This is a genomic window from Flavobacterium crassostreae, from assembly GCF_001831475.1.
GTDB classification, from domain to species: Bacteria; Bacteroidota; Bacteroidia; order Flavobacteriales; family Flavobacteriaceae; genus Flavobacterium; species Flavobacterium crassostreae.
The window spans coordinates 629,482-654,556 of sequence record NZ_CP017688.1 but is presented as its reverse complement, the minus strand read 5'-3'; the positions used below and the strand labels follow the sequence as shown (position 1 = coordinate 654,556).

At 38.1% G+C, this 25,075-nt stretch carries 24 protein-coding genes; 15 read left to right on the top strand and 9 right to left on the bottom strand.

Features of this window, described 5'->3' with window-relative positions:
* Positions 1 to 7 precede the first annotated feature (7 nt).
* Positions 8 to 355 (bottom strand): hypothetical protein, encoded by a 348-nt coding sequence (locus LB076_RS02915; RefSeq protein ID WP_066334977.1) that lies wholly within the window; start codon positions 353 to 355, stop codon positions 8 to 10.
* A gap of 1 nt (position 356) precedes the next feature.
* Entirely contained in the window at positions 357 to 1,880 is a 1,524-nt protein-coding gene (locus LB076_RS02910; protein ID WP_066335142.1) for a carbon-nitrogen hydrolase family protein, read from the bottom strand.
* A 214-nt stretch (positions 1,881 to 2,094) separates the two neighbouring features.
* Here LB076_RS02910 and LB076_RS02905 point away from each other — a divergent pair, with 214 nt between their 5' ends.
* Positions 2,095 to 2,427, top strand: a complete 333-nt coding sequence (locus LB076_RS02905; RefSeq protein WP_066334976.1) for a single-stranded DNA-binding protein — start codon at positions 2,095 to 2,097, stop codon at positions 2,425 to 2,427.
* A 108-nt stretch (positions 2,428 to 2,535) separates the two neighbouring features.
* Here LB076_RS02905 and LB076_RS02900 read toward each other — a convergent pair whose 3' ends face one another.
* The 4 genes from LB076_RS02900 to metG all read right to left on the bottom strand — a co-directional run bounded on the left by LB076_RS02900 (position 2,536) and on the right by metG (position 7,739).
* Positions 2,536 to 3,804, bottom strand: coding sequence for an OmpA family protein (locus tag LB076_RS02900; RefSeq protein ID WP_066334974.1), 1,269 nt, complete (start codon positions 3,802 to 3,804; stop codon positions 2,536 to 2,538).
* 245 nt (positions 3,805 to 4,049) lie between these two features.
* Positions 4,050 to 4,739: an HAD family hydrolase gene (locus tag LB076_RS02895; RefSeq protein WP_066334972.1), complete on the bottom strand. Its 690-nt coding sequence runs from the start codon at positions 4,737 to 4,739 to the stop codon at positions 4,050 to 4,052.
* A 38-nt stretch (positions 4,740 to 4,777) separates the two neighbouring features.
* Positions 4,778 to 5,659 (bottom strand): DMT family transporter, encoded by an 882-nt coding sequence (locus LB076_RS02890; RefSeq protein ID WP_066334970.1) that lies wholly within the window; start codon positions 5,657 to 5,659, stop codon positions 4,778 to 4,780.
* Between the two features lie 19 nt (positions 5,660 to 5,678).
* Positions 5,679 to 7,739, bottom strand: a complete 2,061-nt coding sequence (gene metG, locus LB076_RS02885; RefSeq protein ID WP_066334967.1) for a methionine--tRNA ligase — start codon at positions 7,737 to 7,739, stop codon at positions 5,679 to 5,681.
* 280 nt (positions 7,740 to 8,019) lie between these two features.
* On the opposite strand from metG, the gene LB076_RS02880 reads away from it, so the two are divergent.
* From LB076_RS02880 to LB076_RS02835, 11 genes are all read left to right on the top strand, one after another.
* Positions 8,020 to 8,337: a hypothetical protein gene (locus tag LB076_RS02880; RefSeq protein ID WP_141672833.1), complete on the top strand. Its 318-nt coding sequence runs from the start codon at positions 8,020 to 8,022 to the stop codon at positions 8,335 to 8,337.
* Between the two features lie 50 nt (positions 8,338 to 8,387).
* The gene (locus tag LB076_RS02875; RefSeq protein ID WP_066334963.1) at positions 8,388 to 8,747 is read left to right on the top strand and encodes a hypothetical protein; all 360 of its coding nucleotides are present in this window, start codon (positions 8,388 to 8,390) and stop codon (positions 8,745 to 8,747) included.
* A 65-nt stretch (positions 8,748 to 8,812) separates the two neighbouring features.
* A complete protein-coding gene (locus LB076_RS13950) occupies positions 8,813 to 8,983 on the top strand; it encodes a hypothetical protein (RefSeq protein ID WP_176699280.1) in 171 nt (56 codons plus the stop codon).
* Between the two features lie 103 nt (positions 8,984 to 9,086).
* Positions 9,087 to 9,626 (top strand): DMP19 family protein, encoded by a 540-nt coding sequence (locus LB076_RS02870; RefSeq protein WP_066334962.1) that lies wholly within the window; start codon positions 9,087 to 9,089, stop codon positions 9,624 to 9,626.
* Between the two features lie 158 nt (positions 9,627 to 9,784).
* On the top strand, positions 9,785 to 11,056 hold the full coding sequence (gene serS, locus LB076_RS02865) for a serine--tRNA ligase (RefSeq protein ID WP_066334954.1): 1,272 nt from the start codon (positions 9,785 to 9,787) through the stop codon (positions 11,054 to 11,056).
* 118 nt (positions 11,057 to 11,174) lie between these two features.
* The gene (locus LB076_RS02860) at positions 11,175 to 12,953 is read left to right on the top strand and encodes a tetratricopeptide repeat protein (RefSeq protein ID WP_066334952.1); all 1,779 of its coding nucleotides are present in this window, start codon (positions 11,175 to 11,177) and stop codon (positions 12,951 to 12,953) included.
* A 144-nt stretch (positions 12,954 to 13,097) separates the two neighbouring features.
* Positions 13,098 to 13,409, top strand: coding sequence for a DUF4286 family protein (locus LB076_RS02855; RefSeq protein WP_066334951.1), 312 nt, complete (start codon positions 13,098 to 13,100; stop codon positions 13,407 to 13,409).
* A 125-nt stretch (positions 13,410 to 13,534) separates the two neighbouring features.
* A complete protein-coding gene (gene rsmA / locus LB076_RS02850) occupies positions 13,535 to 14,314 on the top strand; it encodes a 16S rRNA (adenine(1518)-N(6)/adenine(1519)-N(6))-dimethyltransferase RsmA (protein ID WP_066334949.1) in 780 nt (259 codons plus the stop codon).
* On the top strand, positions 14,304 to 15,656 hold the full coding sequence (gene mgtE / locus LB076_RS02845) for a magnesium transporter (protein WP_066334947.1): 1,353 nt from the start codon (positions 14,304 to 14,306) through the stop codon (positions 15,654 to 15,656). Before rsmA ends, mgtE begins: the two co-directional genes overlap by 11 nt.
* A 43-nt stretch (positions 15,657 to 15,699) precedes the next feature.
* Positions 15,700 to 16,476 (top strand): pyrroline-5-carboxylate reductase, encoded by a 777-nt coding sequence (gene proC, locus LB076_RS02840; RefSeq protein ID WP_066334945.1) that lies wholly within the window; start codon positions 15,700 to 15,702, stop codon positions 16,474 to 16,476.
* A 134-nt stretch (positions 16,477 to 16,610) separates the two neighbouring features.
* Complete coding sequence (locus LB076_RS02835; protein ID WP_066334942.1) at positions 16,611 to 17,576, top strand: 2-hydroxyacid dehydrogenase; 966 nt, start codon at positions 16,611 to 16,613, stop codon at positions 17,574 to 17,576.
* 83 nt (positions 17,577 to 17,659) lie between these two features.
* Here LB076_RS02835 and LB076_RS02830 read toward each other — a convergent pair whose 3' ends face one another.
* A complete protein-coding gene (locus LB076_RS02830; protein ID WP_066334939.1) occupies positions 17,660 to 19,465 on the bottom strand; it encodes a GNAT family N-acyltransferase in 1,806 nt (601 codons plus the stop codon).
* Positions 19,466 to 19,601: 136 nt separating this feature from the next.
* Between LB076_RS02830 and LB076_RS02825 the strand changes: the two genes are divergently transcribed.
* From LB076_RS02825 to LB076_RS02815, 3 genes are all read left to right on the top strand, one after another.
* Entirely contained in the window at positions 19,602 to 20,366 is a 765-nt protein-coding gene (locus LB076_RS02825) for an exodeoxyribonuclease III (protein ID WP_066334935.1), read from the top strand.
* A 25-nt stretch (positions 20,367 to 20,391) separates the two neighbouring features.
* The gene (locus LB076_RS02820; protein WP_066334933.1) at positions 20,392 to 21,333 is read left to right on the top strand and encodes an OmpA/MotB family protein; all 942 of its coding nucleotides are present in this window, start codon (positions 20,392 to 20,394) and stop codon (positions 21,331 to 21,333) included.
* 117 nt (positions 21,334 to 21,450) lie between these two features.
* Positions 21,451 to 22,488: an aldo/keto reductase gene (locus LB076_RS02815; protein WP_066334931.1), complete on the top strand. Its 1,038-nt coding sequence runs from the start codon at positions 21,451 to 21,453 to the stop codon at positions 22,486 to 22,488.
* A 205-nt stretch (positions 22,489 to 22,693) separates the two neighbouring features.
* Here the strand turns inward: LB076_RS02815 and LB076_RS02810 are convergent, their stop codons facing one another.
* Together LB076_RS02810 and LB076_RS02805 are read right to left on the bottom strand one after the other, a co-directional pair.
* Complete coding sequence (locus tag LB076_RS02810; RefSeq protein WP_066334928.1) at positions 22,694 to 23,953, bottom strand: O-antigen translocase; 1,260 nt, start codon at positions 23,951 to 23,953, stop codon at positions 22,694 to 22,696.
* A gap of 8 nt (positions 23,954 to 23,961) precedes the next feature.
* The gene (locus LB076_RS02805) at positions 23,962 to 25,059 is read right to left on the bottom strand and encodes a DegT/DnrJ/EryC1/StrS family aminotransferase (RefSeq protein WP_066334925.1); all 1,098 of its coding nucleotides are present in this window, start codon (positions 25,057 to 25,059) and stop codon (positions 23,962 to 23,964) included.
* Between the last annotated feature and the right edge of the window lie 16 nt (positions 25,060 to 25,075).

Sequence of the window (25,075 nt, the reverse complement as noted above, 5' to 3'; positions counted from 1 at the left end):
TGTACGGTTAAATATCTTTTTTTACAAGCATTATATAATCATTGTCCAGCAGTAAATACCCTTGGTCGTACAAAAAATAGTAGGTGTTTCCTGTTTTGGTATTTAAAATATTGGTAAAAAACGTAAAATCAAAACCCTTGCTAAGTAATTTAGCTCGGGTTGTTTTTGATTTTCCATCGGTATTTAGACCCGATAGTATGCGGTAATTTTTGCGTAATTTGTTGTTAACATTGCGCATGAAATTGGTGCTGTCTTTATTTATTTTGTTGTTGTAGGCATTGCGACACCCATCGCTACAAAACTTTTTGTCTTCTCTACCCACAATTTTAACACCACATTCCAAACAATTTTTCATACTATACTTTTTTCAAGCTATATAAATCGTGTCTTCGGTCTTTCATTATTTTTACACTTCCATGTTCATGCAATTCTTTCAAAAGATTGATATCTACATCCACAATTAAAGTCATTTCGGTATTGGGAGTTGCTTCGGCCTTGATTCCGTTGCTCGGAAATGCAAAATCCGAAGGTGTAAATACCGCTGCTTGTGCATATTGAATGTCCATGTTGTTTACCTTGGGCAAGTTACCCACGCAGCCAGCAATGGCCACATAGCATTCGTTTTCAATGGCTCGGGCTTGGGCGCAATGTTTGACACGGGTATAGCCGTTTTGGGTGTCTGTCAAAAAGGGCACAAACAAAATATGCATCCCTTCATCAGCCATAAGTCTGGAGAGTTCCGGAAATTCTACATCATAACAAATGACAATCCCTACTTTTCCGCAGTCTGTATCAAAGGTCTGAATGGCATTCCCGCCTGTGATCCCCCAATGAAAAACCTCGTTGGGTGTAATATGTATTTTACGATACATTTCGTTGGTACCGTCTCGTTTGCACAAAAAACCCACATTATAGACATGACCATTTTCAATAAAAGGCATGCTTCCAGTAATAATGTTGATATTGTAAGAGATGGCAAATTCTTGAAATTTTAATTTTACGGCTTCAGTATGTTTGGCTAGTTCTCTAATTGCTTCTGGTTCAGATAAATGATTGAAGTCTGCCATCAAAGGAGCTGTAAAAAATTCCGGAAACAAGGCAAAATCACTACTATAGCCAGAAACCGTATCGATAAAAAATTCTGCTTGGTCAAAAAGTGCTTTTAGATTTGCTAAAGAGCGCATTTGCCATTGTATTAAACCCAACCTAACGACGCTTTTTTTGGTGTTTATTAGTTTGGGACTATCGTCATAATATATATTATTCCACTCCAATAATACGGCATACTCTAGAGACTCTGTATCGCCTTCTAGGTAGTTTTTTAACACTCTTATTTCATGAAAATCATTGCTCAACTGAAAAGATAAAACAGGATCGTAAACCTCTTTTTTCTTTACTTTCTCGATATATACCTTGGGCGTGATTTCATTTTTAAATTTTCCGTAATTAGGGATTCTTCCTGCAAAAATAATGGATTTTAAGTTCAATTGTTCGCACAGTTCTTTACGGATATCGTATAAACGTCTGCCCAAACGGAGTCCACGATATTGCGGGTTGATAAAAACATCAATGCCATACAAAACTTCGCCATCTGGGTTGTGCGTAGAAAAGCTAAAGTTTCCGGTCACGGCTTTGTAGCTTCGGGTTTTAAAAGCAAAATCTTCGGTAACCAACAACGATAAGGCAGATCCAACCACAATGCCATCTACGACAATAACTAATTGCCCTTCCGGAAATTTCTCTAACAAAAGTTCAATTTGATTTTCTTTCCAGAAAGATTCGGCCATTTCTGGGTACGATTCAATCATGGATTTTTTGAGCTCTTTGTAATCCTCAATTTTGAGATTACGTAATTCGATAGATTTAATACTTGCAGGCATGAAAGAAGGTGTATTTTTAGCTAATGTACTAAAATAGATTGCCATTTACAAACGCTTACAATTATTTACAACCGAAAGTAATTGCTTGTAAACCGAGTAATTTTAGGATGCTGTTTCATCTTTGCAGAGTCAAAACCACCACCACACTAGTTGGTGTAACAAAAAATAAAGAACCCGAAACGAGTTTGGGTTAAAAATACAAACTACAAAAAACATGAATGGATTAAGAAACAAAGTGCAACTAATAGGTCATTTGGGTAACGATGCAGAAATTAAAAATTTTGATGGAGGCAAGAAATTAGCCAATTTTACCCTGGCAACTAATGAGGTGTACAAAAACGAAAAAGGCGAAAAGGTTATAGAAACCCAGTGGCATCGTCTGGTTGCTTGGGGCAAAAAAGCAGAAATTATAGAAGACTATACCTCCAAAGGCAAAGAGATTGCAATAGAGGGCAAATTAACCCATAGAACCTACAAAGACAAAAGTGGCGAAAAACGTTACGCTACCGAAGTTTTGGTTACTCAAGTATTGTTATTAGGAAAATAATCCTATCTAGAATTTTTAAGAAATGCCTAGAAGGTAATGAAAACAAAAGGCATAAAAAAAGCCCTAGAAGAAATTTCCTCTAGGGCTTTTTGCTATTTTAAGAAAAAATTATTTTACTCTAAAAGTAGCTCTTCTTACTAATTTTCTAGCTAATTCAGAATCTTTTTCTACTGAAGTATCTTCTCCTGCAGCAACTACGTTCAATCTTGAAGCTTCTACATTCGCTTTTAATAAAATGCTTTTCACTTGCTCTGCTCTAGCAGTAGATAATTTGTCGTTGTAAGCGCTTCTTCCAATTTCGTCTGCATGTCCAATGATTTCTACTGAAGCAGTTGGGTTGTTTCTTAAGTATGTTAACATAAAGTCAATCCCTTCTGTAGAAACATTTGTTGGTGTAGATTTGTCAAAATCAAAGTAAGTTGCAACATAACCACCGTTGATAAAATTAGTGATTAACTCGTTGTTATTCAATAATGGGCTTTTATCTGTAGCACTACCGTATGTTTTTAATAAATAACCTTCTAATTCGTCTGGTACGTTATTGTTGTTTAAGTCAATAGCTTTACCTTTAGAATCTACCATTACGCCAGAAACCGTGTTAGGCTCTAAGTCTAAATAATCAGCAACACCATCTTGATCTGTGTCAATTAACATAGTTTCTAGAGCGTTTACTCTATCTGTTAATGCTATAGTGTTTTGATCCACTAAAGTAACCCAGTCCGCATGTTTAGCATTTTTACCTAAATAAACACTTACCCCAACAGTACCATTAAAAAGGATTCCTTGAAAACCTCTTGAAGCACCTGTAGTTGCTGCATCAAAATTTGCGTTTTGTGAAGCATTAAGAATAGTTGTAAAATCACCGGTTAGAGCAATTCTATTTGTTAATCTGATTTGTCCAGTAACACCGGCCATGAAGTTACCCATTCTGTCTTTTAATGCAGAATTTTCGTCTTCTAATTGTGCTAAACCAAAACCCGCATGTCCTAATAAACCAATTCTATTAGTCCAAGTTTCAAAGTTCATGATTCTACCCAAGTTAGCAACTGCTTGTAAGTCTACTCTGTAGTATTTAGTGTCAAATGATGCAGAGTTATCTTTACCTTCAAAACTGTTGTAACCAAGATCTGCTTTCAAACCAAATTTGTTGTTGAACATGTATCTTGCTCCCAAATCAACTACAAAAGGACTTGGAGTTGCAGTAAAGTAACCTGAAGTTAAAGGTCTTTGTGGTTTGTTAACCCCACCGGCCAATTCTACAGACCATTTGTTGTAGGTTTCGTTTGTGTTTTTTACTGTTTTTTCTTCAGTTTTTGTTTGTGCACTAAGTGTTGAAAATGCCGAAGCAAAAACAAACGTCAGTATTAATTTTTTCATTTTTTTTCTGGTTTAAAATTTTAAGCAAAAATACGACATATTGTTTAATAAGAAATTCTAATATGGCAATTATATAATAATTAGGCATAATGTTATAAAATACCTTTTTTTTAGGGGTATTTATTATTTTAGGGTGTTTATAGTATTAAAATATATATTTTTTAACTATTTTGATGTTTTATTGGTGGGGCAATTGGGTTGGTTTGCATTTTTTTAATAAATAAAACAGACCTACAAACGGGTTTTTAGGGGACTAATTTTAACACTTCTTGAATATTAGAATAGTTGTAAAAATTAGGGTGCACTATTTGATGGTGTATTTTTTCGTGTTCCCAAGTGGTGTGAAATGGAACATGAACCGCATGGCCTCCTAATGCTAAAACAGGCAAAACATCCGATTTTAAAGAGTTTCCTACCATCAAGAATTCTTCCGGTTTTACCTCTAAGCGTTGGATCAAGTCTGCGTAATCAATTTCTTGTTTGTCCGACATCACCTCTATGTGATGAAAGTACTTGCCTAATCCAGAATTGTGTACTTTTCTTCTTTGGTCCAACAAATCCCCTTTGGTGGCAACGACTAATTTATACCTTCCGTGTAGTGCCTCTAACGTTTCTGCAACACCGTCTAATAATTCAATGGGTTTTTGGGTTAGTTCTTTACCGTATTGTATGATTTTTTCTATTGCGGCAACTCCAAGGGTGTTTTCAGAGATAGCTAGAGCCACTTCAATCATAGACAAAATATATCCCTTAATGCCGTAGCCGTAGGTAGATAGGTTGTTGATCTGTACTCTATAGAGTTCTTGCGAGATGCTTTGTTTGGATAAGTAATCGGACATTAAGCCGCAAAATTTTTCTTCTGCTTCCGCAAAATAGGTTTCGTTTACAAATAAAGTGTCATCCGCATCAAAGGCAATAACTTTAAAATCAGTCATGTGTATTTGTTTTAAGTAGCCAAACTCCAAATTAAGGTTTAGTGGTCTTGTTTTTTTGCTCCAAGTGTTTTGGTATAAAAAGTAATGCGAATACCCAGCAGCAAAACAATCCCGCCGACTATTCTGTTAAGAGTGATTTTTTCATCCAGAAACAACCATGCCAAAATAGCCGTAAGTATGGCTTGGGCCAACAAACTTAAAGATATTCTAGTAGGACGCATGTGTTGCGTGGCATAACTAATGGATAGCCAAGCTGCTAATTGGCATACGGCTCCCTGAATAAACAACACGAGCCAGCCCTTATTGGTAAAACCATAAAAAGACTCTTGGTTCCAATATCCTACTAGTGCTAAATATACCGTAGAGGTAAACAAACTAATAAGCATAAAGGAGAGTACATCCATATCCGAAAGGGCTTTTTTACTCACTAACATATACATGGCATACACTATCCCGGACAACAGAGCCAAAACAAAGGCTCTGTCAAAATTTAAAGTAATAAAAAAATGAAACCCCACCAGCATTGCCATGCCAAAGAAAGCCACCAAAGTGCCTATCCAGAAATTGGTGGCAGGTTTTATTTTTAAAAAAACATACGAAAAAATCCCAACCCACAACGGAGATAAATTAGTTAATAAAGTAGCTTGAGTTGCACTAGACTCTTGTATGGCTATATTCCATAGAGCCACATCCGTAGAAAACAAGATGCCACAAATTACCGCCAAAATAAGAGTTTCTTTTTTAGGTAACTTAAATTTTTTGGTAAAAAGCATGTAAGGCAATAGCAACAAAAAAGCAATTGCCATCCTATAAAATGCCGAAATCAATCCAGAGGCAAGTTCCAGTTTTATCAAAACCGGAAATACAGAAATACAGAGTATTCCAACCACTAGTGCTACTCTTGGTTTTGCGTTGGTCATCTTGGATGGCAGTTTTTTGTTAATTTATCGTTTCGCCATTAGCCACTCCATCGGTATCTGGGTTTACAAAAACCAGTTTTCCTTCGGGGTTCGTAGCCATCAGGATCATTCCTTGACTATCCACACCGCGCAAGGCTCTTGGAGCTAAGTTTACCAAAACCGTTACTCGTTTGCCTATAAGGTCTTCGGGTTTAAAACTCTCTGCAATCCCCGAAACTATGGTGCGCACATCTATTCCGGTATCTACTTTTAGAACCAGCAATTTAGTTGCTTTAGGCATTTTTTCAGCCTCTACTATAGTTCCAACGCGCAAATCCATTTTAGAAAAATCTTCAAACGTAATGGTTTCTTTCTGAGGTTCGGCTTTTTTGTTTTCGGCAGTATTGGCCGTTTTGGTAGCCTCTAATTTATCCATTTGTTTTTGTATTTCGTCGTCTTCAATTTTGGTAAACAGCAATTCGGCTGCTCCGATTTGGTGACCCGCAGGCAATAAATCAGAACTTTCGGTAATGGTGCTCCACAAGAGAGGTTTTTCTATTTTTAATATTCGGGACAGTTTCGTTGCCGTAAAAGGCAAAAACGGCTCACAAAGAGCACGCAATGCAGCAGCAATTTGTAATGCCACATACATTTGGGTTTGTACCCGTTCTGGATTGTCTTTAATCACTTTCCAAGGTTCTTCATCGGCTAAATACTTGTTTCCGAGTCGGGCAACATGCATCATCTCGCCTAGAGCTTCTCTAAAACGGTACCGTTCAATAGAGCTCGAAATCACCGCAGGATAAGCTTTCAATTCCGTCAGAGTAGCCGTATCGACTTCCGATAATTCACTCGGTGCAGGCACAATTCCGTTATAGTATTTATTGGTCAAAACCACCACGCGGTTAATAAAGTTTCCATAAATAGCTACTAATTCATTATTGTTTCGGGCCTGAAAATCCTTCCAGGTAAAATCATTATCTTTAGTTTCAGGAGCGTTAGAGGTCAATGCATAACGCAAAACATCCTGTTGGTTCGGAAATTCTTCCAAATATTCGTGCAGCCACACCGCCCAATTTTTAGAAGTAGATAATTTATTTCCTTCTAAATTCAAAAACTCATTAGCAGGTACGTTATCTGGCAAAATAAAGCTTCCTTCGGCCTTCAACATTGCCGGAAAAATAATACAGTGAAAAACAATATTGTCTTTTCCAATAAAGTGTACCAGTTTTGTATCTTGATCCTTCCAATAAGGTTCCCATTCTTTACCTTCACGCAAGGCCCATTCTTTAGTAGCCGAAATGTATCCAATAGGCGCATCAAACCACACATATAATTTTTTACCTTCGGCACCAGCCACAGGCACATCAATACCCCAATCCAAGTCACGAGTTACTGCACGAGGCTCCAATCCGCCATCAATCCAAGACTTTACCTGTCCGTAAACATTGGGTTTCCAGTCATTTTTATGCCCGGTCAAAATCCATTCTTTCAAAAAATCTTCGTACCGATCCAAAGGCAAAAACCAGTGTTTGGTAGCCTTTAATACCGGAGTTTCGCCCGTAATGGTAGATTTTGGATGTATTAAATCCGTGGCGTTTAGTGTCGAACCACACTTTTCGCATTGGTCCCCATACGCCTCCTCATTGCCACACTTAGGGCAGGTTCCGGTTACAAAACGGTCTGCCAAAAACTGATCCGCTTTAGCATCATACAACTGCTCGGTTACTTCTTCAATAAAATCGCCTTTTTCATAAAGCTTTCTAAAGAATTCCGAAGCCGTATCGTGGTGTATTTGCGCCGAAGTTCTAGAATAATTGTCAAACGAAATTCCAAAATCCACAAAAGATTTACGAATAATACCATCATATTTGTCAATTATCTGCTGCGGCGTGCTGCCTTCTTTTTTGGCTTTCATCGAAATAGCCACCCCATGCTCATCACTCCCACAAACAAACAAAACATCTCTGCCCTGCAATCTCAAGTAGCGCGAATAAATATCAGAAGGCACATAAACACCCGCCAAATGCCCAATATGAATAGGTCCGTTGGTATACGGCAAAGCCGCTGTAATGGTATATCTTTTTGGATTTTGTATCATGATTCAATTTTATTGGCTGCAAAAATAAGCAATAGAATTTTATTTGGAGCTATTTCCCGCTATACGTTACAATCTTTTGTTTTTTAAAGAAAAAAACAAAAGGATTTTCACTCCTATCGGGGCTAGAGCACCACCAATTTAACCCAATCCTGCCCAAAAGGAATTAAAATTCACTAACTTTGAAAGTAAATAAACCATCCTTTAAAAACCCAACAAAACCCAACAGGACAAAGTGTTTTTTCCATACCCAAAGCAAGGTCAAAAATCAAAATCCACACCCATGAATAAAAATTATATCCGCTGTCTAGAGTGCGGTACCGTCAATTTAAACCAAGAAAACTGTAGTGCCTGTGGCGCCATATTAGATGTTGTTTTAAAACGCAAACTAGAGAGAGAACACAAAACCAAGCAAAAAATAAAACAAAAACAAAAAACAGACAAAAAACCCGGAAAAATAGAATTGTTTTTAAAAAACGGCGCACAACACCCCAATATAATACTCCGAATCCTCTTTCAAGGCATGTACTACATCTGGATTTTCTTTGCGCTACTTATCGGAGGACTCATTTCCTTGGTCATTGCCGCCGCCGCCGGATAACATAATTTGCCATAAAACCGTTTTAATTCGGCATTCCAAAAGTATCCTATATGTCTAACCCAATCCTGTACTGCCTGCTGTTTCTTCTGGCTTCCGTAGTTTATATCCTACAGAAGTTAGGCATTCCATTGCCTGGTTTAATTGCTAATTACTGGAATGATTTGCTATGTATCCCGTTAGTGCTTGGTGCCATAACCTATATAATTAGACATTTAAAAAAAGACCCCTACTTTCAACTCCCAACAGGATTTGTACTGCTTTTGGCCACCTATTATAGTTTTTATTTTGAATATTATTTGCCCCAAATAAACCCAAGATACACCGCAGATTGGGTAGACGTACTGCTGTATTTTATAGGAGGAATGCTTTTTTTAGTTTTTGAAAACAAAAAAACCAGACCTTTGTCGTGATTTTTTAAACAAAAAAACCAACCCCTTTCTTTACATTTATAGAACCAGCCTAACCTTACCAAAAAATGCCAAAAGGACCCGAAAAAAACACCAAAAACAAAGCACTCCACACCAAGTTATTAAACAGAAAAAAAACCAAACTACAAGAAGATAAAAAACAAAAAGCACTACGTTTAAAAGCCTTAGTTACTCAAATAAACCAGAAAAAGAATACAAATCCATCCCATGCCAACTAAATAAACCAGTCAAAGAGACTGTTCTGGAACAGGTTCCAAAAAACATTTCCATAGCTCACTATTTTACCCGAAATTTGCCATCCACACCCTAAAAAAAATCCAAATGGAATTCGGTAAAATCATTATTTCAGAAACCGCCGCCGCTAGTGCAAGCCCACAAGATATCGTGAACTCTAATATTTCAGTGGTTAACCTCATGCGCGAAGAAAAAATAGAAGAAGATTTCATTCATCCAGACGCCTTGATGAGTTACTATTTAGATTATTATACCTCCCAATATACCCAAGGAAACTTTGCGCAATTTGTGTACAATTCAGCCTGGAACCTAGAACTGAACGAATTAATTGCAGAAGCACTAGAATTAGTAGGCGCCCCACAACATTTGGCCCTATTCCAGCAACAGTGCAAAAAAGTCCAACTAATGAGCACCGTAAAACGCGATAAATTTTTTAAAGGAAAACTAGAAGGGGTCAACCCAATTAGAGACCTAATGAACCACGACCACTTTTTTGAAATAGAAGAAAATTTGGTGGCCCTAAATGCGGCATTTTTACAATCCCATCCAGATACCCAAATTCTTTCTGTAGAGGCTATGTTTGCAGCTCTTGAAGAATTTCTAGGGCACCAGATCCAAAGAGCATAAGCCAAGTCCCCAACGCCAAGCCAATTTTTTTGCTTGCTTTGTCCTTCACTACTGTTGTGTTTTGCGTTTTACTCCAAACTTTGTTCTATTAATACCAAACATTTCCTTAAATTTGCTTCCATTATTATAAAAAAAAGAAGCGTACTAAAACTCAAGCTATGTTACAAATCGCATTTATTAGAGAGAATCAAGAAAAAGTAATCCAAGCGTTGGCCAAAAGAAATATAGATGCCAAAAACGTAGTGGAAGAAGTGGTCCAACTAGACGAAAAACGCCGTGCAGCCCAAGTAGCCTTAGACGGAGTTTTGTCAGAATCTAATAAATTATCCAAAGATATTGGAGCATTGATGAAGGCCGGCGAAAAAGCCAAAGCAGCCATCCTAAAAGAAAAAACCGTATCCTTAAAAGAAAAAAGCAAAACCTTGGCAGAAACTGCCGAGAGTTTAGCCCAAGAACTAACCGAAAAACTGTACACCCTACCCAATCTTCCGGCAGATATAGTTCCTGAGGGTAAAACCCCCGAAGAGAATCTAACTGTTTTTGAAACAGGCGAAATCCCGGTTTTGCACGAAGGAGCACAGCCACATTGGGAGTTGGTTAAAAAATACGACATCATTGATTTTGAATTAGGCGTAAAAATTACTGGTGCAGGATTTCCGGTCTACAAAGGTAAAGGAGCACGGTTGCAGCGTGCATTGATCAATTATTTTTTAGACAAAAACACCGCTGCTGGCTACCTCGAAGTACAAGTGCCACATTTTGTAAACGAAGCATCCGCATACGGAACGGGACAATTGCCAGACAAAGAAGGGCAGATGTACCACGATGCTACAGACGATCTGTATTTAATCCCTACGGCTGAGGTTCCGGTAACCAACTTGTTTAGAGACGTGATCTTGAACGAAAGCGAATTGCCAGTTTTGACTACCGCCTACACCCCATGCTTTCGTAGAGAGGCAGGTTCTTATGGCGCACACGTTCGTGGATTAAATCGTTTGCACCAATTTGATAAAGTAGAAATTGTACGTGTGGAGCATCCAGATAATTCTTACAAAGCCTTAGACGCAATGGTAGAACACATAAAAGACATTCTTAACGAATTGAAATTGCCCTATAGAATCTTACGCCTTTGTGGAGGAGACATGGGATTCACTTCTTCCTTAACCTATGATTTTGAAGTGTTTTCAACAGCACAAGACCGTTGGTTAGAAATTTCATCGGTATCTAATTTTGAAACCTTTCAGTCCAATAGATTAAAATTGCGCTTTAAAGATGCCGATGGTAAAAACCAATTGGCACATACCCTAAACGGAAGCGCACTGGCCTTGCCAAGAGTTCTGGCCGGAATCCTAGAAAACTACCAAACCCCAGAAGGAATTGTAATACCAGAGGTTTTACGTCCGTACTGTGGTTTTGATACTATTGATTAATTAAAGGCTTTTATTGCTCGCAAGTACACCAATAGCCTATTTTTGTATAAAAAATAATTTGGAGTACTTGCGATTAATTTTGAATAAAAATCTTTTATTGCCACTAAAAACGCCACTAATGAAAAAACTTTTTTTAGGGATTTTACTGTTTTTTTCATTCCATTGTTTTTCTCAAAACGAGCAATTAGCGGCATATTATTTTGAAAAAGGAGATTTTGAAAAAGCCAAAATAAACTACCAAGAGCTGCTAGACAAAGTGCCGCAAAACAGGGCCTATTTTTTGCGAATTGTAGAGTGCTACCAGCAGTTACAGCAATACGATCTAGCCGAAAAAATTTTAGAAACCCACTGGAATAAGTACCACCAAGCCCCTATTTTGGTAGCCTTAGGATATACTTTTCAGCTTCAAAAAAAAGAAAACAAAGCCAAGGCAGCTTATAACCAGGCTTTAGAGCAGATTCAAAAAAAACCTCAAGAGGTATATGGTGTAGCTAGCGCATTCGAGAGTAAAGTGCTCTTGAATTATGCTTTGAAAGCCTATGAAACCGCAACAGCCCTACAGCCCAATTATAATTTTAACTATCAAAAAGCACTGCTTTATGGCCAATTGGGCAATACCCAAATGATGGTTACAACCCTTTTGGACGAGGCTTATGCAACCCCCGAAAATGCCGATTTGATAAAGAGCCAACTTGCTAGATTTATGGCAGATGCAACCGAAAGTTCTTTTAGCGATAGCGTCAAAAAAGAACTTATTTTGCGGGTACAAAAATCACAAGAGGTATTTTGGAACCGCTATTTGAGCTGGTTTTATGTGCAGCAAAAAGAATTTGGCAAGGCCTTTATTCAAGAAAAAGCCATTTACAAACGTCTTTCGGGCTCCTTATCTGCCATTGTGAGTCTGGCACAACAAGCCATCGAAGAACAAGAGGAGCAGACCGCAACCGAAATTCTAGAATTTGTAATCCAGAACACCACCGACGCAGATGTAGTATTACAGGCAGATACCTATTTGATAAAAATACAAATAGAAAAAGCCCAGCCACAAGATTTAGTTGCCATTGGTACGGCATTAGAGGCTTTGTTGGTGCAACACAAGGTTAGTCCTTATAGCCTGCCTTTGCAACTGATCCGGGCGCATTTTGTAACTTTTAATCTTAAAAACCCAGATTTAGGTAAGGCAATTTTGCAGCAAGCTTTAGCCCTGCCACTTACTGAATATGAAGTAGCACAAGTCAAAATGGAACTGGCAGATATTTTGCTTTTTGAACAAAAATTTAACCAAGCATTACTGTATTATTCTCAAATACAATTGGATTTAAAAAATGATGCAGTGGCGCATGAAGCCAGTTTGAAAGCCGCCAAAACCAGTTATTTTAAAACCGATTTTACATGGGCATTAAAACAGTTTAAGGAACTAAAGGCTGCCAATACTCAATTAATTGCAAATGATGCATTGGCCTATTTTTTGCTACTCAATGACAACCTTGTGGCAGATTCTACGCAAACAGCCCTAAAAGATTTTGCATTAGGCGATTACCTTGTATATCAAAACCGCAACGACGAAGCCATCGTGCAATTTCAATCTATTTTGCAAAAGTATAAAGGGCAAGAAATAGAAGCCATTACGCTATTGCGATTAGGAACTATGTATGACAAAAAAGCATCCTATGATCTTGCTTTGAACCAATACCAACAAATACTAACCCAACACAGCCAAGGGATTTATGTAGACGAGGCGCTTTATTTTTCGGCCGAAATTTATGCCAAAAAACTAACATTGCCCGAAAAAGCCAAACCATTGTATGAAAAAATTATTTTTGAGCATCAAGATAGTATTTACTTTGTAGAGGCAAGAAAAAGTTTTAGGCAACTGCGTGGAGACCCTAATTTGTGATGTCTTAGTTAAAAACGGATGTTCTTTGAAGTCAGTGGAACCAAAATAAACCAAAATAAAATAGTAACTCTAATTTAAATAAATACCATCCTATGGCTGCATTTATGTTGCAGTATGCCATAGAAACAACCAAAATATAAAAACATGATAATATACAACGTAACGAGCAATGTACACGAGAGTATTCACGACCAATGGATGATCTGGATGCAGCACAAACATATTCCAGAAGTTCTGGCAACAGGAAAATTTATTTCGGCTAGATTGGTGCGTGTTTTGATAGAGGAAGAAATGGGAGGCGTTACCTATTCTGCACAATATACAACAGACAGCAAAAACACCTTAGAGAAGTACTACCAAGAGGATTCTGCTGGTTTTAAGGACGAAATAGCAACCTTGTTTGGAGACAAAGTATTGGCTTTTAGAACCGAGTTACAAGTGATCTCGGACCACTAAACCAAGGTATTTTGTACCCAATTTTAACTGGGTTCGATTTGTATAACCGTAGTTGATCTAGTTCACCCGCGTTATTTGGACGTATAAAAAGGAGTTTTAAACCCACAGACGCAAAGCAAAAAATTATGGAAAAAGTAAAAGCCAAAAAACACCTCGGACAGCATTTCTTGAAAGACGAAAGCATTGCCAAAGCAATTGCAGATACCATTAACTTACAAGGATATGAAGAAGTGTTAGAAATAGGACCAGGGATGGGAGTTTTGACAAAATATTTGTTAGAAAAACCCATCAACACCTATGTAATAGAGATAGACACGGAATCGGTAACCTATTTAGATGAAAATTACCCAAAATTAAAGGGTAAAATTATCTCGGAAGATTTTTTGAAATACAACATCAATCACGTTTTTGACGGCAGACAATTTGCAATCATTGGGAATTTTCCCTACAACATATCTACACAAATTGTTTTTAAAACCTTAGAGTTAAAACACCAAATCCCAGAGTTTGCTGGAATGTTTCAAAAAGAAGTAGCGGAGCGTATTTGCGAAAAAAAAGGAAGTAAAGCCTACGGAATATTGTCCGTTTTGGCGCAAGCTTTTTATGAAGTAGAGTATTTATTTACCGTAGATGAAAACGTATTTATCCCGCCACCAAAGGTAAAATCAGGCGTAATGCGCATGCGCAGAAAAGCAGATTATAGCTTGCCTTGTAGTGAAAAATTATTTTATACCGTTGTGAAAACCGCTTTTCAGCAACGCCGAAAAACCCTTCGCAATAGCCTAAAGATATTAAATCTATCCGATGCCTTGCGCGAAGATCTTGTTTTTAACCTTCGTCCAGAACAATTAGACGTAGCCGCATTCATTGCCTTAACTCAAAAAATAGAAGCCGATGCAGTTTGAAATCAGTAAAGACTTAATACTCGAATTACAACAACACATAGTTCATAAAAGAGACCAGGATTTAGAACGCCTGCTTCATGACATGCACCATGCGGATATTGCAGAGATTCTGGACGAACTGGATTTTAATGAGGCGACATATATTTTTAAAGTATTAGATAGCGACAAGACTGCAGAGATTCTTCTGGAGTTAGAGGATGACCTTCGGGAGAACATACTAAGCCGTCTTTCTGCCAAAGAAATTGCCGAAGAATTAGATGAGTTAGATACCAATGATGCGGCAGATATTATTGCCGAGCTCTCTAATAACTTAAAAGCTGAGGTAATCTCTGAGCTGGACGATTTAGAACACGCAAAAGACATCATTGACCTGTTGCGTTATGATGAGGATACTGCCGGAGGACTCATGGGTAAAGAGCTTGTAAAGGTAAACGAAAACTGGAATGTACTTACTTGCGTAAAAGAAATGCGGGCTCAGGCCGAAAACGTTTCTCGGGTGCACTCTATTTATGTGGTAGACGATCAAAATAGATTAAAAGGGAGGCTCTCCTTGAAAGACTTGCTGACCACTTCTACCAAAACACAAATTGCAGATATTTACATCAAAAAAGTCACCTTTGTAAATGTAGATGCCGAAGATGTAGAGGTAGCCAGAATTATGCAAAAGTATGATTTAGAGGCTATTCCGGTAGTGGATGCTATGGGGCGTTTAGTAGGGCGGATTACCATTGATGATATTATAGACGTTATTAGAGAAGAGGCCGATAAAGATTACCAATTAGCTGCTGGTATCTCTCAAGATGTTGAGGCAGATGATAGTATTATTGAACTATCCAAAGCCCGTTTGCCTTGGTTGGTTTTGGCTCTTTTGGGAGGGTTTATAACCGTTCGGGTTTTAGGATTATTTGAAGGTGCCATGGTAGAACACGGCAACCTATTCTTTTTTACCCCACTGATTGCTGCAATGGCAGGAAATGTCGGCGTACAATCTTCGGCCATAATTGTACAAGGTTTGGCCAATAATACCTTGAGTGGTTCTCTTTTTAATCGGCTAATCAAAGAGATCTCTTTGAGTTTGTTAAATGGAGCGATCTTGTCTTCTATCTTGTTTCTAGGGAGTTATTTTCTTTTAGGAGAGCCAGCAGTGCTTGGCGTCGTGATTTGTATTGCTTTAGTAGCAGTAATTATTATTGCGTCGTTGATAGGGACTTTTATTCCGTTGTTGTTGCACAAAGTCGGCGTAGACCCCGCACTAGCTACGGGACCTTTTATTACCACCAGTAATGACATTTGTGGAATTTTGATTTATTTTTCGATAGCACGAATGATTTTAGGTTTTTAGATTAAGAAAAAAAGTAAAAAGTACCCTCAAAAACACCATATAAATGAATATTCACATCATAGGAGGCGGAAACTTAGGCACCTCGGTAGCTATAGGGATTGCAAAATTTTCAAGCAAGCACCACGTAACTCTCACCCGACGAAATGCAGACAAAATTAAACATCTGGAAGCCTTGTCGATCACCGTTTCGGCAAACAATACCCACCGGATTCAAGAAGCAGATATTATAATTTTGACCGTAAAACCATATCAAGTAGAGCTGATTTTGTCCGAAATTTTACCGGTCATAAATAACAAAATTATAGCCTCGGCGGTAAGCGGTCTTTCTATAGAAATGCTACAAGACAAAATAGGAGCTGCTAATCAAGCCATTCGGATTATGCCAAATGTGGCAGCACAATTTGGAGCCTCGGCAACCTGTGTTTCTTATCTAGAGCAACACACAGAGCAAGGCCAGAAAATGGTGTCTTTATTTAAAGATCTAGGTACCGCTCCGGTTATTGACGAAAAACTAATGGACGCTGCTACAGTGCTTGCAGCCTCCGGAACGGCGTTTGCCTTGCGTTATATTCGGGCCTCTATGCAAGCAGGTATTGAAATAGGTTTTGACTGGCAAACCGCTCTTGAAATATCTGCACAAACCGTAAAAGGAGCCGCACAAATGCTATTAGAAGAACAAACCCATCCAGAGCAATTAATAGACCGAGTGACCACTCCCAAAGGCTGCACAATTGCGGGTTTAAATGATATGGAAAGACATGGTTTTAGTGCCTCTTTAATAAGCGGTATTAAAACATCATTACGTCAAATACAAGAATAATACCACGGGTATCTCTCTAAGGTTTGTTTGCGGACTATTGTTGTTTAAAAAAAGGCATTTTTAGTTCGGACAAAAAAATCCAAAACAAACTGCTTTCCAATAACTGCTTTTGAATAATCAAAATAATAAAAAACATGCTACAACCCCAAGATATTAACATACTGCATATAGATAGCAACAATCCTATTTTGTGGGAGCAATTGCAAAAATCAGGATTTACCAACCACCAGGATTTTACTGCAACAAAAGAAGAAATTGAAGCCAAAATCCATCACTACCACGGAATTGTTATTCGTAGTCGTTTTAAAATAGACAAACAATTTTTGGATAAGGCCACCAATTTGCAGTTTATTGCTCGGGTGGGAGCTGGTCTAGAGAGTATTGATTGTGAGTATGCCAAAACTAAAAATCTGACATTAATTGCGGCTCCCGAAGGAAACCGAAATGCTGTTGCAGAACATTCTTTAGGGATGATTTTGTCTCTTTTTAATAATTTAAACAAAGCAGACAGAGAAATTCGTTCTGGACATTGGAACCGAGAAAGCAATCGTGGGCACGAGCTAGACGGAAAAACAGTTGGAATTGTAGGGTATGGCAATATGGGAAAATCATTTGCCAAAAAACTTCGTGGTTTTGAGGTTGAGGTTCTGTGTTATGATATTCTAGAGAATGTAGGAGATGCTAACGCCAAACAAGTTTCTTTGCAAGAATTACAACAAAAAACCGATGTGTTGAGCTTGCATATTCCGTGGACTCCCGAGACCAATAAAATGGTAGATTCGGTTTTTATAGCAGGATTTAAAAAACCATTTTGGATTATTAATACCTCTAGAGGCAACAATATTGTTACGGCAGATTTAGTAGCCGCCATGCAGTTGGGTCGCATTTTGGGAGCTGGCTTGGATGTGTTAGAGTACGAAAAACTATCCTTTGAAACTCTTTTTCAAGACCAAACCACTCCGGAGGCCTTTCAGTATTTGCTGCAAGCGCCCAACGTAGTTTTAACACCACACGTTGCGGGCTGGACCTTTGAGAGTCATGCATGCTTAGCGGAGATAATTGTGGACAAAATTAAAGCCAAATATAGCTCGTTAGTTTAGCGCTATGTTGCACGTTTTGTTGGTATAAAGCTAGACGATCTTGGTGGATACTTGTGTTGCTTTGGCTGTATCTAGAGATGGTTTTAGTATTCTTTTTCGGCTAATTTTCGTTCTAATTCTGCCTGAAATTCTTCCATAACGGGTTTCATGGTGCTCTCTGGTATGTCTGCAATTCGGATATACATCAGGCCATCCACTGCATTATTAAATAACGGATCTACATTAAAGGCAACTACTTTTGCATTTTGTTTGATGTATTTTTTGATCAAAACAGGCAGACGCAAAACACCAGGCTCTAGCTCGTCAATAATTTTGTCAAATTTGTTTAAATCTGCCTCGGTTTCATTAAATATAAAATCTTTATCGGCATCTTTCAGCTTGACTTTGTAGGCCTTTTTGGGATGGATGTATTGCGCAACATACGGATCGTAATAATTGGATTTCATGAACTCAATCATCAAGGATTTTGAAAAATCAGAAAATTGGTTGCTAATACTCACGCCGCCAAGCAAAAATTTATGTTCCGGAAAACGCAACGTGGTGTGTATGATCCCCTTCCATAGCAAAAATAATGGCATGGGTTTCTGTTGGTATTCTTTGATGATAAAGGCGCGTCCCATCTCAATAGATTGGTGCATCATATCATGCAGTTCTGGCTCAAAACGGAAAAGTTCATTTAGGTAGAACCCTTCAATACCGTGTTTTGAAAAAATCTCAGATCCCAATCCCATTCTATAGGCACCCGCTATTTTTTTGGCTTCTTCGTCCCAGAGAAATAAATGGTGGTAGTATTGGTCAAATTTGTCTAAATCAATAGATTCATTCGTGCCTTCTCCTACTTCTCTGAAGGTAATTTCGCGCAGACGACCTATTTCATGCAATACATTAGGAATATTTTTTGCTTCCGCAAAAAAGACTTCGTAGTTTTTGCTTTGTAACAAGCGGCAATCGGTTTCTCGTAAGGCATTTACCTCAGCACTTATTTTTTCTGCATTGGCAGGAGTAGCAATTGCTTTTGGATTGCTTTTGGGAAGTTTTAAATGCGGGGTGGTTAGGAGCTTGCTTTCTTTTTCAAAAGGATTGGCAAGCATGTAGGTTTTTTTTCTTAAAAATTCCGAATAGCTTTCAATAGATTTGTATTCGTTTTGTTCCGCCACGGTTATGGGTTTGCCGATACGTACTTTGATTACCCGATGTTTTTGACTAAATACTTCGGAGGGTAGTTTTGCAGTACGGAAAGTGCCATTTATCTTGGACAGAAAATAAAAAAGACGGCTGTTTTTGGCATGAAAATAAATTGGCACCACCGGAACTTGCGCTTTTCGGATTACTTTAATTGCGCCTTCTTCCCAAGGTTTGTCTACCATTAGTTGGCCATCTTTGTAGGTAGATACTTCTCCTGCCGGAAACATCCCTAAGGGTTTTCCGTCACTTAAATGGCGCAGTGTTTCTTTGATGCCCAACACGCTAGATTTTACATCTTTGTGATTCTCAAAAGGATTCACAGGCATGATGTATTTTTTGAGTGGTGCAATTCTATGCAAAAGAAAATTGGCAATAATTTTAAAATTTGGCTCTCTTTCGAGCATTAATTTTAGCAATAAAGCACCATCAATCCCTCCCAAAGGATGGTTGGATATGGTAATGTAAGCGCCTGTTTTAGGCAAGCGTTTTAGATCCTCTTCGGGGAGTTCAAATTTTATCTGGAGATCATCTAGAATACCGTTCAAGAACGGAAGGTCTTCGAGATGTTTGTTTCTGTCGTAAACTTTATTTAGGGTAGAAATTTTAAGTACTTTCATTAATAACCAACCAGTAAAGGTTCCTAAGACCCCGTATTTCTCAGCATTTATTGATTTTGCAACTTCTTTGGCGGTAACTAAACCCATTTATTTCTTGTTTTTTGAGCGAAAAACAAAGATAGAAAAAAACTCTATTAACTAATCATTCGGAATTAGATTTTACGGTTTTTAACACCGAATAGTTTCTTATTTTTAGTACTTTTGAAAATAAATTTTTTCAAAAATGAGAATAATCTCTTACAATGTTAACGGTATTCGTGCTGCAATTTCCAAAGGTTTTCTGACTTGGCTGCAACAAGCAGCTCCCGATGTGGTTTGTCTTCAGGAAATTAAGGCTACTCCAGAGCAATTACCTTTGTTAGATTTTGAACTAGCAGGATATCCGTACCATTATTGGTTTCCGGCCACCAAAAAAGGATATAGTGGCGTGGCAATTTTATCTAAAATAAAACCCAATAAGGTAGTTTACGGAACTGGTATTGAGCACATGGACTTTGAAGGACGTACCATCCGGGTAGATTTTGACGCTTTGTCGGTAATGAGTTTGTATTTGCCCTCCGGGACTAACAGCGCCAGATTGGATCATAAATTTAGATTTATGGATGATTTTCAGGAGTACATAACGGATCTCAAAAAAAGCATTCCCAACTTAGTGGTATGCGGGGATTATAATATTTGCCACCAAGCAATTGATATTCATGATCCGGTCCGTAATAAAAATGTTTCGGGTTTTTTGCCCGCAGAGCGCACTTGGTTAGACGGTTTTTTGGCCAGTGGTTTTGTAGATAGTTTTCGGTATTTAAACAAAGAGCCCGATAATTATACTTGGTGGACCATGCGCGTGCCTACTGCTCGTGCCAATAACAAAGGCTGGCGGATAGATTATTGTTTAGTCACAGAACCCTTGAAAGAAAAGATCCAAAGAGCAGTCATTCTGCCCGAAGCCAAACATTCCGACCATTGTCCGGTTTTGGTAGAAATAGTATAAAATAACAGCAATTAATAAGTATAAAATGATAAAAAAAATTTCTTTGGGATTAGTGGCAATAGCGTTAGCTAGTTCTTGTGTTTCTAAAAAAGTATACACGGATTTAGAGAATAAATTTACAGATCTAAAAAAAGAGAATAGAATTCTTGCGGATGGAAATGCCGATCTTCTGTTGCAAAAAAATCAATTAGAATTTAAACAAGACTCCCTAAAAGGAGAGATGAATAAGATTAAAGCAGAGCGGGATCGTTTAATAGCAGACAACTTTGGATTAAAAAACAAAATGGATGTTCTTAAAGATTCGTACCAAGCTTTAGAAAAAAATAGCAATGAGGCCATGCAGGCCAATATGAGCAAAAATCGGGATTTGTTAGCACAATTAGACGAAAAAGCCAAAATACTAGCCATAGAACAAGAACGATTAAGCAAAAATGCACAACGTTTAGAAGAGCTTGAATCGTTAATTGCAGCCAAAGAGGCAGCCATGAAAAAACTTAAAGAAACCCTCTCTAGCGCGTTAAATGGTTTTGAAGGCAAAGGGCTGACTGTGGAACAAAAAAACGGAAAAGTATACGTTTCTATGGAAAATAAATTACTCTTTGGTTCCGGGAGTTGGTCTGTAGGATCCGAAGGAAAAAAAGCAGTTGTTGAAGTAGGAAAAGTATTGGCTGACAATCCAGATATTTCGGTTTTGATTGAAGGTCACACGGATAACGACGGTTTTTCGAGCGCAGGTGTTATTGCCAACAATTGGGATTTGTCCACCAAGAGAGCAACCGCAATTGTAGCTATCTTGGCAGAAAACGCACAGATAAACAAACAAAACCTGACTGCTGCCGGAAGAAGTGAATTTGCACCATTAGCATCCAATACTACCACAGAGGGTAAGTCCAAAAACAGAAGAATAGAAATCATATTGACTCCTAGATTGGATGCCATAGCCAGTATGTTAAATGAAATAGAATAATTCAACAAATAAACGCAATTAAGCAAACGTTAAAAAAGAGTCAAAGTAATTTTTTGACTCTTTTTTGGTATAAAACCTTTGTAATTTAGAGCTTTCTAAAATAACATTACACAGCACATGAAATATACGACCTTACCCAATACCGATATAAAGGTGAGCAAAATTTGTCTAGGCACCATGACCTATGGACAACAAAATACAGCAGCCGAAGGACACGCACAGATGGATTATGCCTTAGAGCACGGTGTGAATTTTTTTGACACTGCCGAGATGTATTCAATACCTGCCAGTAAAGATACCTATGGAAGCACGGAGAAAATCATTGGTACTTGGTTAAAAAAATCAAAGAAAAGAGAAGAAATTGTTTTGGCATCTAAAATAGCTGGTCCCAATCCTAATTTTTATTACATGAGAGAGAAAATGGATTTTTCTCCAAAGAGCATCCAGCATGCTTTGGACAACAGTCTGAAACGATTACAAACGGATTATTTGGATTTGTACCAACTGCACTGGCCAGAACGCAAAACCAATACCTTTGGTCAGCGGGCGTTTACGGTTCAAGAAGACCAATGGCAAGACAATATTCAAGAAGTACTCACCACCCTGGAGGGTTTTGTAAAAGAAGGCAAAATACGACAAATAGGCTTATCTAACGAGAATGCTTGGGGCGTTATGCGTTTTTTAGAAGAAAATAAATACCATAATCTGCCTAAAATAAAAACAATACAAAATCCGTATTCTTTGTTGAACCGCTTGTTTGAGACCGATACCTCCGAGATTTGTGTTAGAGAAAATGTAGGACTTTTAGCTTACTCTCCGTTGGGTTTTGGTGTTTTGTCTGGTAAGTTTTTAACCCAAGAAAGCCATCCTAATGCAAGGATAAATTTGTTTCCGCAATACACCCGTTACAGTAGTGCACAAAGTACCGAGGCAACCAAGTTATACCATAAAATTGCCGTAGAAAATGGCTTGACATTAACCGAGTTAGCATTAGCGTTCATAGAGCAACAACCCTTTGTGACCAGTACAATAATTGGCGCAACTACCTTAGAACAATTAAAACAAAACATAGACACTATAAACGTTACGCTTTCTGCTGCAGTTTTGGAAGCAATTGATGCCGTTCAGGCAAAAATACCCGATCCAGCACCGTAGTGTATATCGTGTTAATTATGTAATACTATAAAAACCCACAAAAAATTCTGTTTTAGTGGGTTTTTATTTGGAATAAAGTCTAGGCTATTTTTTTTGCCAGCGCTAGAGTTATTTTTATAGGTTTTTGGGCTAAATTGTTTTGGGTCTTTTTTAGAAGTTCTTGCAGCTATGGCGTAAATAGGTAGCTGTTGCCTAGTATTTGTTCTTAGTCTTTTGTTTTATGGAATAGCAAAGACCCAAAAAGAACCAGCATGGTAAGAAAATAAATAAAATAATTGCAAGCATAGGCCATTGTAATTCCTTTGAGACCAAAATAATTGATACCCAGATGCCCCAATAACAAATAGAGTAGCGTGGAGCTGATTTCGGTAAAAATATACCATTTAGTCATTGCTTTTGCCAGCATCATGTAGGCCAAAATCCAAGAACACATTTTAAAAAAATCGCCTAATAATTGGTAAAAAAATAAGTCAGACATGGCCACAAAATCCGGAGTGTATAGGATTTGGATGATAAAAAAGCGCAAATAATAAAGAACCAAGCATCCCAATGCTACCGTTGGAATTAAAATTTTGTACCCTTGGATTATTTCTGCTTGGAGTTCTTTTTTGGTGTGTAAGGAGGCTAACTTAGGTAGATAATACGTTGCAAGTGCGGTAGTAAGAACCATTAAATACCCGTCTGAAATGCGCAGCATAGCTTGCCATAATCCAGCTGCTTGTAGTCCTTGGGTAGCTATGATTTTGTTTCGTAAAAGTATTTGAGATACCGGTAGAGTCAAAGCTGATACAATGGCCATGATGCTATAGTGCGCCAATTTTTTGATCGTTGCAGGATCCATACGTTGTTTGAAATAATCTACCGAAAACCAAGTGCTTTTTGAAACCAGATATACGGCAATAAAAAACACCACAACTTGTGAGAATACCAAGGCATATAACGCTCCCTCTACCCGAAAATAAGAAACCAATAACAACGTAGATAGCAAGCCTACCATACTGGCTATAGTATGTATTAAGGTATAGGTTTTTATTTGTTTTTGCCCGTTTAAAATGGCCATAGCAAGCGTGTTTAAAGCATAAAAAACCAAGCTAAACCCTAAAATCCGTATGGGGTTGCTATACTGATGGCTGGCAAATAGTAAAGCAGAAAGCATAGAAGCTCCTAACACTACAAAGCAGCCCATTATAGCAGAGCAATAAATACTTATTTTTAAAGCGGTACTAAATAGGGTCTTTAAGGATTCTTTATCTCCGTCATATTCTGCGGTATATTTGACCACGCCAGTAGCTATGGCGCCATTGGCAAAGGTCTGTACAATGGTTATTAAATTTGCAAAAGTGCCAATTAATGCCACGCCTGCAGGGCCGGTATATAGTGCAATTACTTTGCTAGAAATAAATCCAAAAGCAATACGAATTACGGTGCTTATGCCAGAATATAAAGTGGTCTTAATTAGTTTCAAAATAGGGTTTAATACGCATTAATTACACAAATTATTCGGTCTACTTCTGGTTTAGTTAGTACTGCGCTAAGAGGCAAACTTAGCACGGTTTGATGTATTTTTTCGGAAACAGGAAAACGCAAATCGCGCCATTCTTTGTAGGCCTCTTGCTGGTGTGGAGGCACGGGATAATGAATCAAGGTTTCAATTTGATTTGTTTTTAAATAGTCCTGAAAGGCTTTTCTATCTTCGGTGCGAACTACAAATAAATGCCAAACGTGTGCTAACGGATTGTTGGCCTGGGGCAAAAGTATTTTTGGGTTGGTTATTTCGGTTTGGTACCTTAAAGCAATACTGCGTTTTAGGGCAGTTTCCGAATCTAATTTTTTTAATTTCACACCAAGGAATGCGGCTTGCAGCTCATCCAAGCGGCTATTAACCCCTTTGTATGTATTGTGGTACTTTTGATGGGAACCATAATTTAATAAAGCACGTATACAACTAGCAAGTGCATCGTTGTTGGTTGTAATTGCTCCCGCATCGCCTAAGGCGCCTAAGTTTTTGCCAGGATAAAAACTAAAACCTGCGGCATCTCCCCAGTTTCCTGCTTTTTGATGGTTTAAAATAGCACCGTGGGCTTGTGCACTATCTTCAATAACCAATAAGTGGTTTTTTTTGGCAATAGCCAAAATTGCCGGCATGTCACAAAGTTGCCCATAGAGATGTACTGGCAGTATGGCTTTGGTCCGGGGCGTGATTTTTGATTGTAGCAGCTCAGGAGCAATATTGAAGGTTTTGGGATCTGGCTCTACCAAAACAGGAACCAAATTAGTTGCAGAAACAGCCAGTATACTGGCAATATAGGTATTAGATGGTACGAGTATTTCATCTCCCTCTTGGATTACTCCTAGTTGGATGTAGGCTTTTAGTATCAGGGTCAGAGCATCCAGGCCATTAGCAACACCTATGGCATGCTTCGTGCCGCAATAAGTGGCAAAATCGGTTTCAAATTGATTTAATTCGGTGCCCATTACATACCAGCCAGAATCCAAAACACGTGCAAATGCTTGGATTAATTCCTGTTTGTAGGTGGCGTTTATTTTTTGTAAATCTAAAAATGGTATCATTTTATATATACAGCTT

What these genes read in the sequence shown, in the direction of transcription:
- LB076_RS02835 (WP_066334942.1), top strand. Translation starts at nt 16,611, where the DNA reads ATGCTACAACCCCAAGATATTAACATACTGCATATAGATAGCAACAAT.
- proC (WP_066334945.1), top strand. Translation starts at nt 15,700, where the DNA reads ATGAATATTCACATCATAGGAGGCGGAAACTTAGGCACCTCGGTAGCT.
- metG (WP_066334967.1), bottom strand. Translation starts at nt 7,739, where the DNA reads ATGATACAAAATCCAAAAAGATATACCATTACAGCGGCTTTGCCGTAT.
- LB076_RS02860 (WP_066334952.1), top strand. Translation starts at nt 11,175, where the DNA reads ATGAAAAAACTTTTTTTAGGGATTTTACTGTTTTTTTCATTCCATTGT.
- LB076_RS02905 (WP_066334976.1), top strand. Translation starts at nt 2,095, where the DNA reads ATGAATGGATTAAGAAACAAAGTGCAACTAATAGGTCATTTGGGTAAC.
- LB076_RS02830 (WP_066334939.1), bottom strand. Translation starts at nt 19,465, where the DNA reads ATGGGTTTAGTTACCGCCAAAGAAGTTGCAAAATCAATAAATGCTGAG.
- serS (WP_066334954.1), top strand. Translation starts at nt 9,785, where the DNA reads ATGTTACAAATCGCATTTATTAGAGAGAATCAAGAAAAAGTAATCCAA.
- LB076_RS02915 (WP_066334977.1), bottom strand. Translation starts at nt 355, where the DNA reads ATGAAAAATTGTTTGGAATGTGGTGTTAAAATTGTGGGTAGAGAAGAC.
- LB076_RS02820 (WP_066334933.1), top strand. Translation starts at nt 20,392, where the DNA reads ATGATAAAAAAAATTTCTTTGGGATTAGTGGCAATAGCGTTAGCTAGT.
- LB076_RS02875 (WP_066334963.1), top strand. Translation starts at nt 8,388, where the DNA reads ATGTCTAACCCAATCCTGTACTGCCTGCTGTTTCTTCTGGCTTCCGTA.
- LB076_RS02805 (WP_066334925.1), bottom strand. Translation starts at nt 25,059, where the DNA reads ATGATACCATTTTTAGATTTACAAAAAATAAACGCCACCTACAAACAG.
- LB076_RS02870 (WP_066334962.1), top strand. Translation starts at nt 9,087, where the DNA reads ATGGAATTCGGTAAAATCATTATTTCAGAAACCGCCGCCGCTAGTGCA.
- LB076_RS02910 (WP_066335142.1), bottom strand. Translation starts at nt 1,880, where the DNA reads ATGCCTGCAAGTATTAAATCTATCGAATTACGTAATCTCAAAATTGAG.
- LB076_RS02895 (WP_066334972.1), bottom strand. Translation starts at nt 4,739, where the DNA reads ATGACTGATTTTAAAGTTATTGCCTTTGATGCGGATGACACTTTATTT.
- LB076_RS02890 (WP_066334970.1), bottom strand. Translation starts at nt 5,659, where the DNA reads ATGACCAACGCAAAACCAAGAGTAGCACTAGTGGTTGGAATACTCTGT.
- rsmA (WP_066334949.1), top strand. Translation starts at nt 13,535, where the DNA reads ATGGAAAAAGTAAAAGCCAAAAAACACCTCGGACAGCATTTCTTGAAA.
- LB076_RS02815 (WP_066334931.1), top strand. Translation starts at nt 21,451, where the DNA reads ATGAAATATACGACCTTACCCAATACCGATATAAAGGTGAGCAAAATT.
- LB076_RS02825 (WP_066334935.1), top strand. Translation starts at nt 19,602, where the DNA reads ATGAGAATAATCTCTTACAATGTTAACGGTATTCGTGCTGCAATTTCC.
- LB076_RS13950 (WP_176699280.1), top strand. Translation starts at nt 8,813, where the DNA reads ATGCCAAAAGGACCCGAAAAAAACACCAAAAACAAAGCACTCCACACC.
- mgtE (WP_066334947.1), top strand. Translation starts at nt 14,304, where the DNA reads ATGCAGTTTGAAATCAGTAAAGACTTAATACTCGAATTACAACAACAC.
- LB076_RS02855 (WP_066334951.1), top strand. Translation starts at nt 13,098, where the DNA reads ATGATAATATACAACGTAACGAGCAATGTACACGAGAGTATTCACGAC.
- LB076_RS02900 (WP_066334974.1), bottom strand. Translation starts at nt 3,804, where the DNA reads ATGAAAAAATTAATACTGACGTTTGTTTTTGCTTCGGCATTTTCAACA.
- LB076_RS02880 (WP_141672833.1), top strand. Translation starts at nt 8,020, where the DNA reads ATGAATAAAAATTATATCCGCTGTCTAGAGTGCGGTACCGTCAATTTA.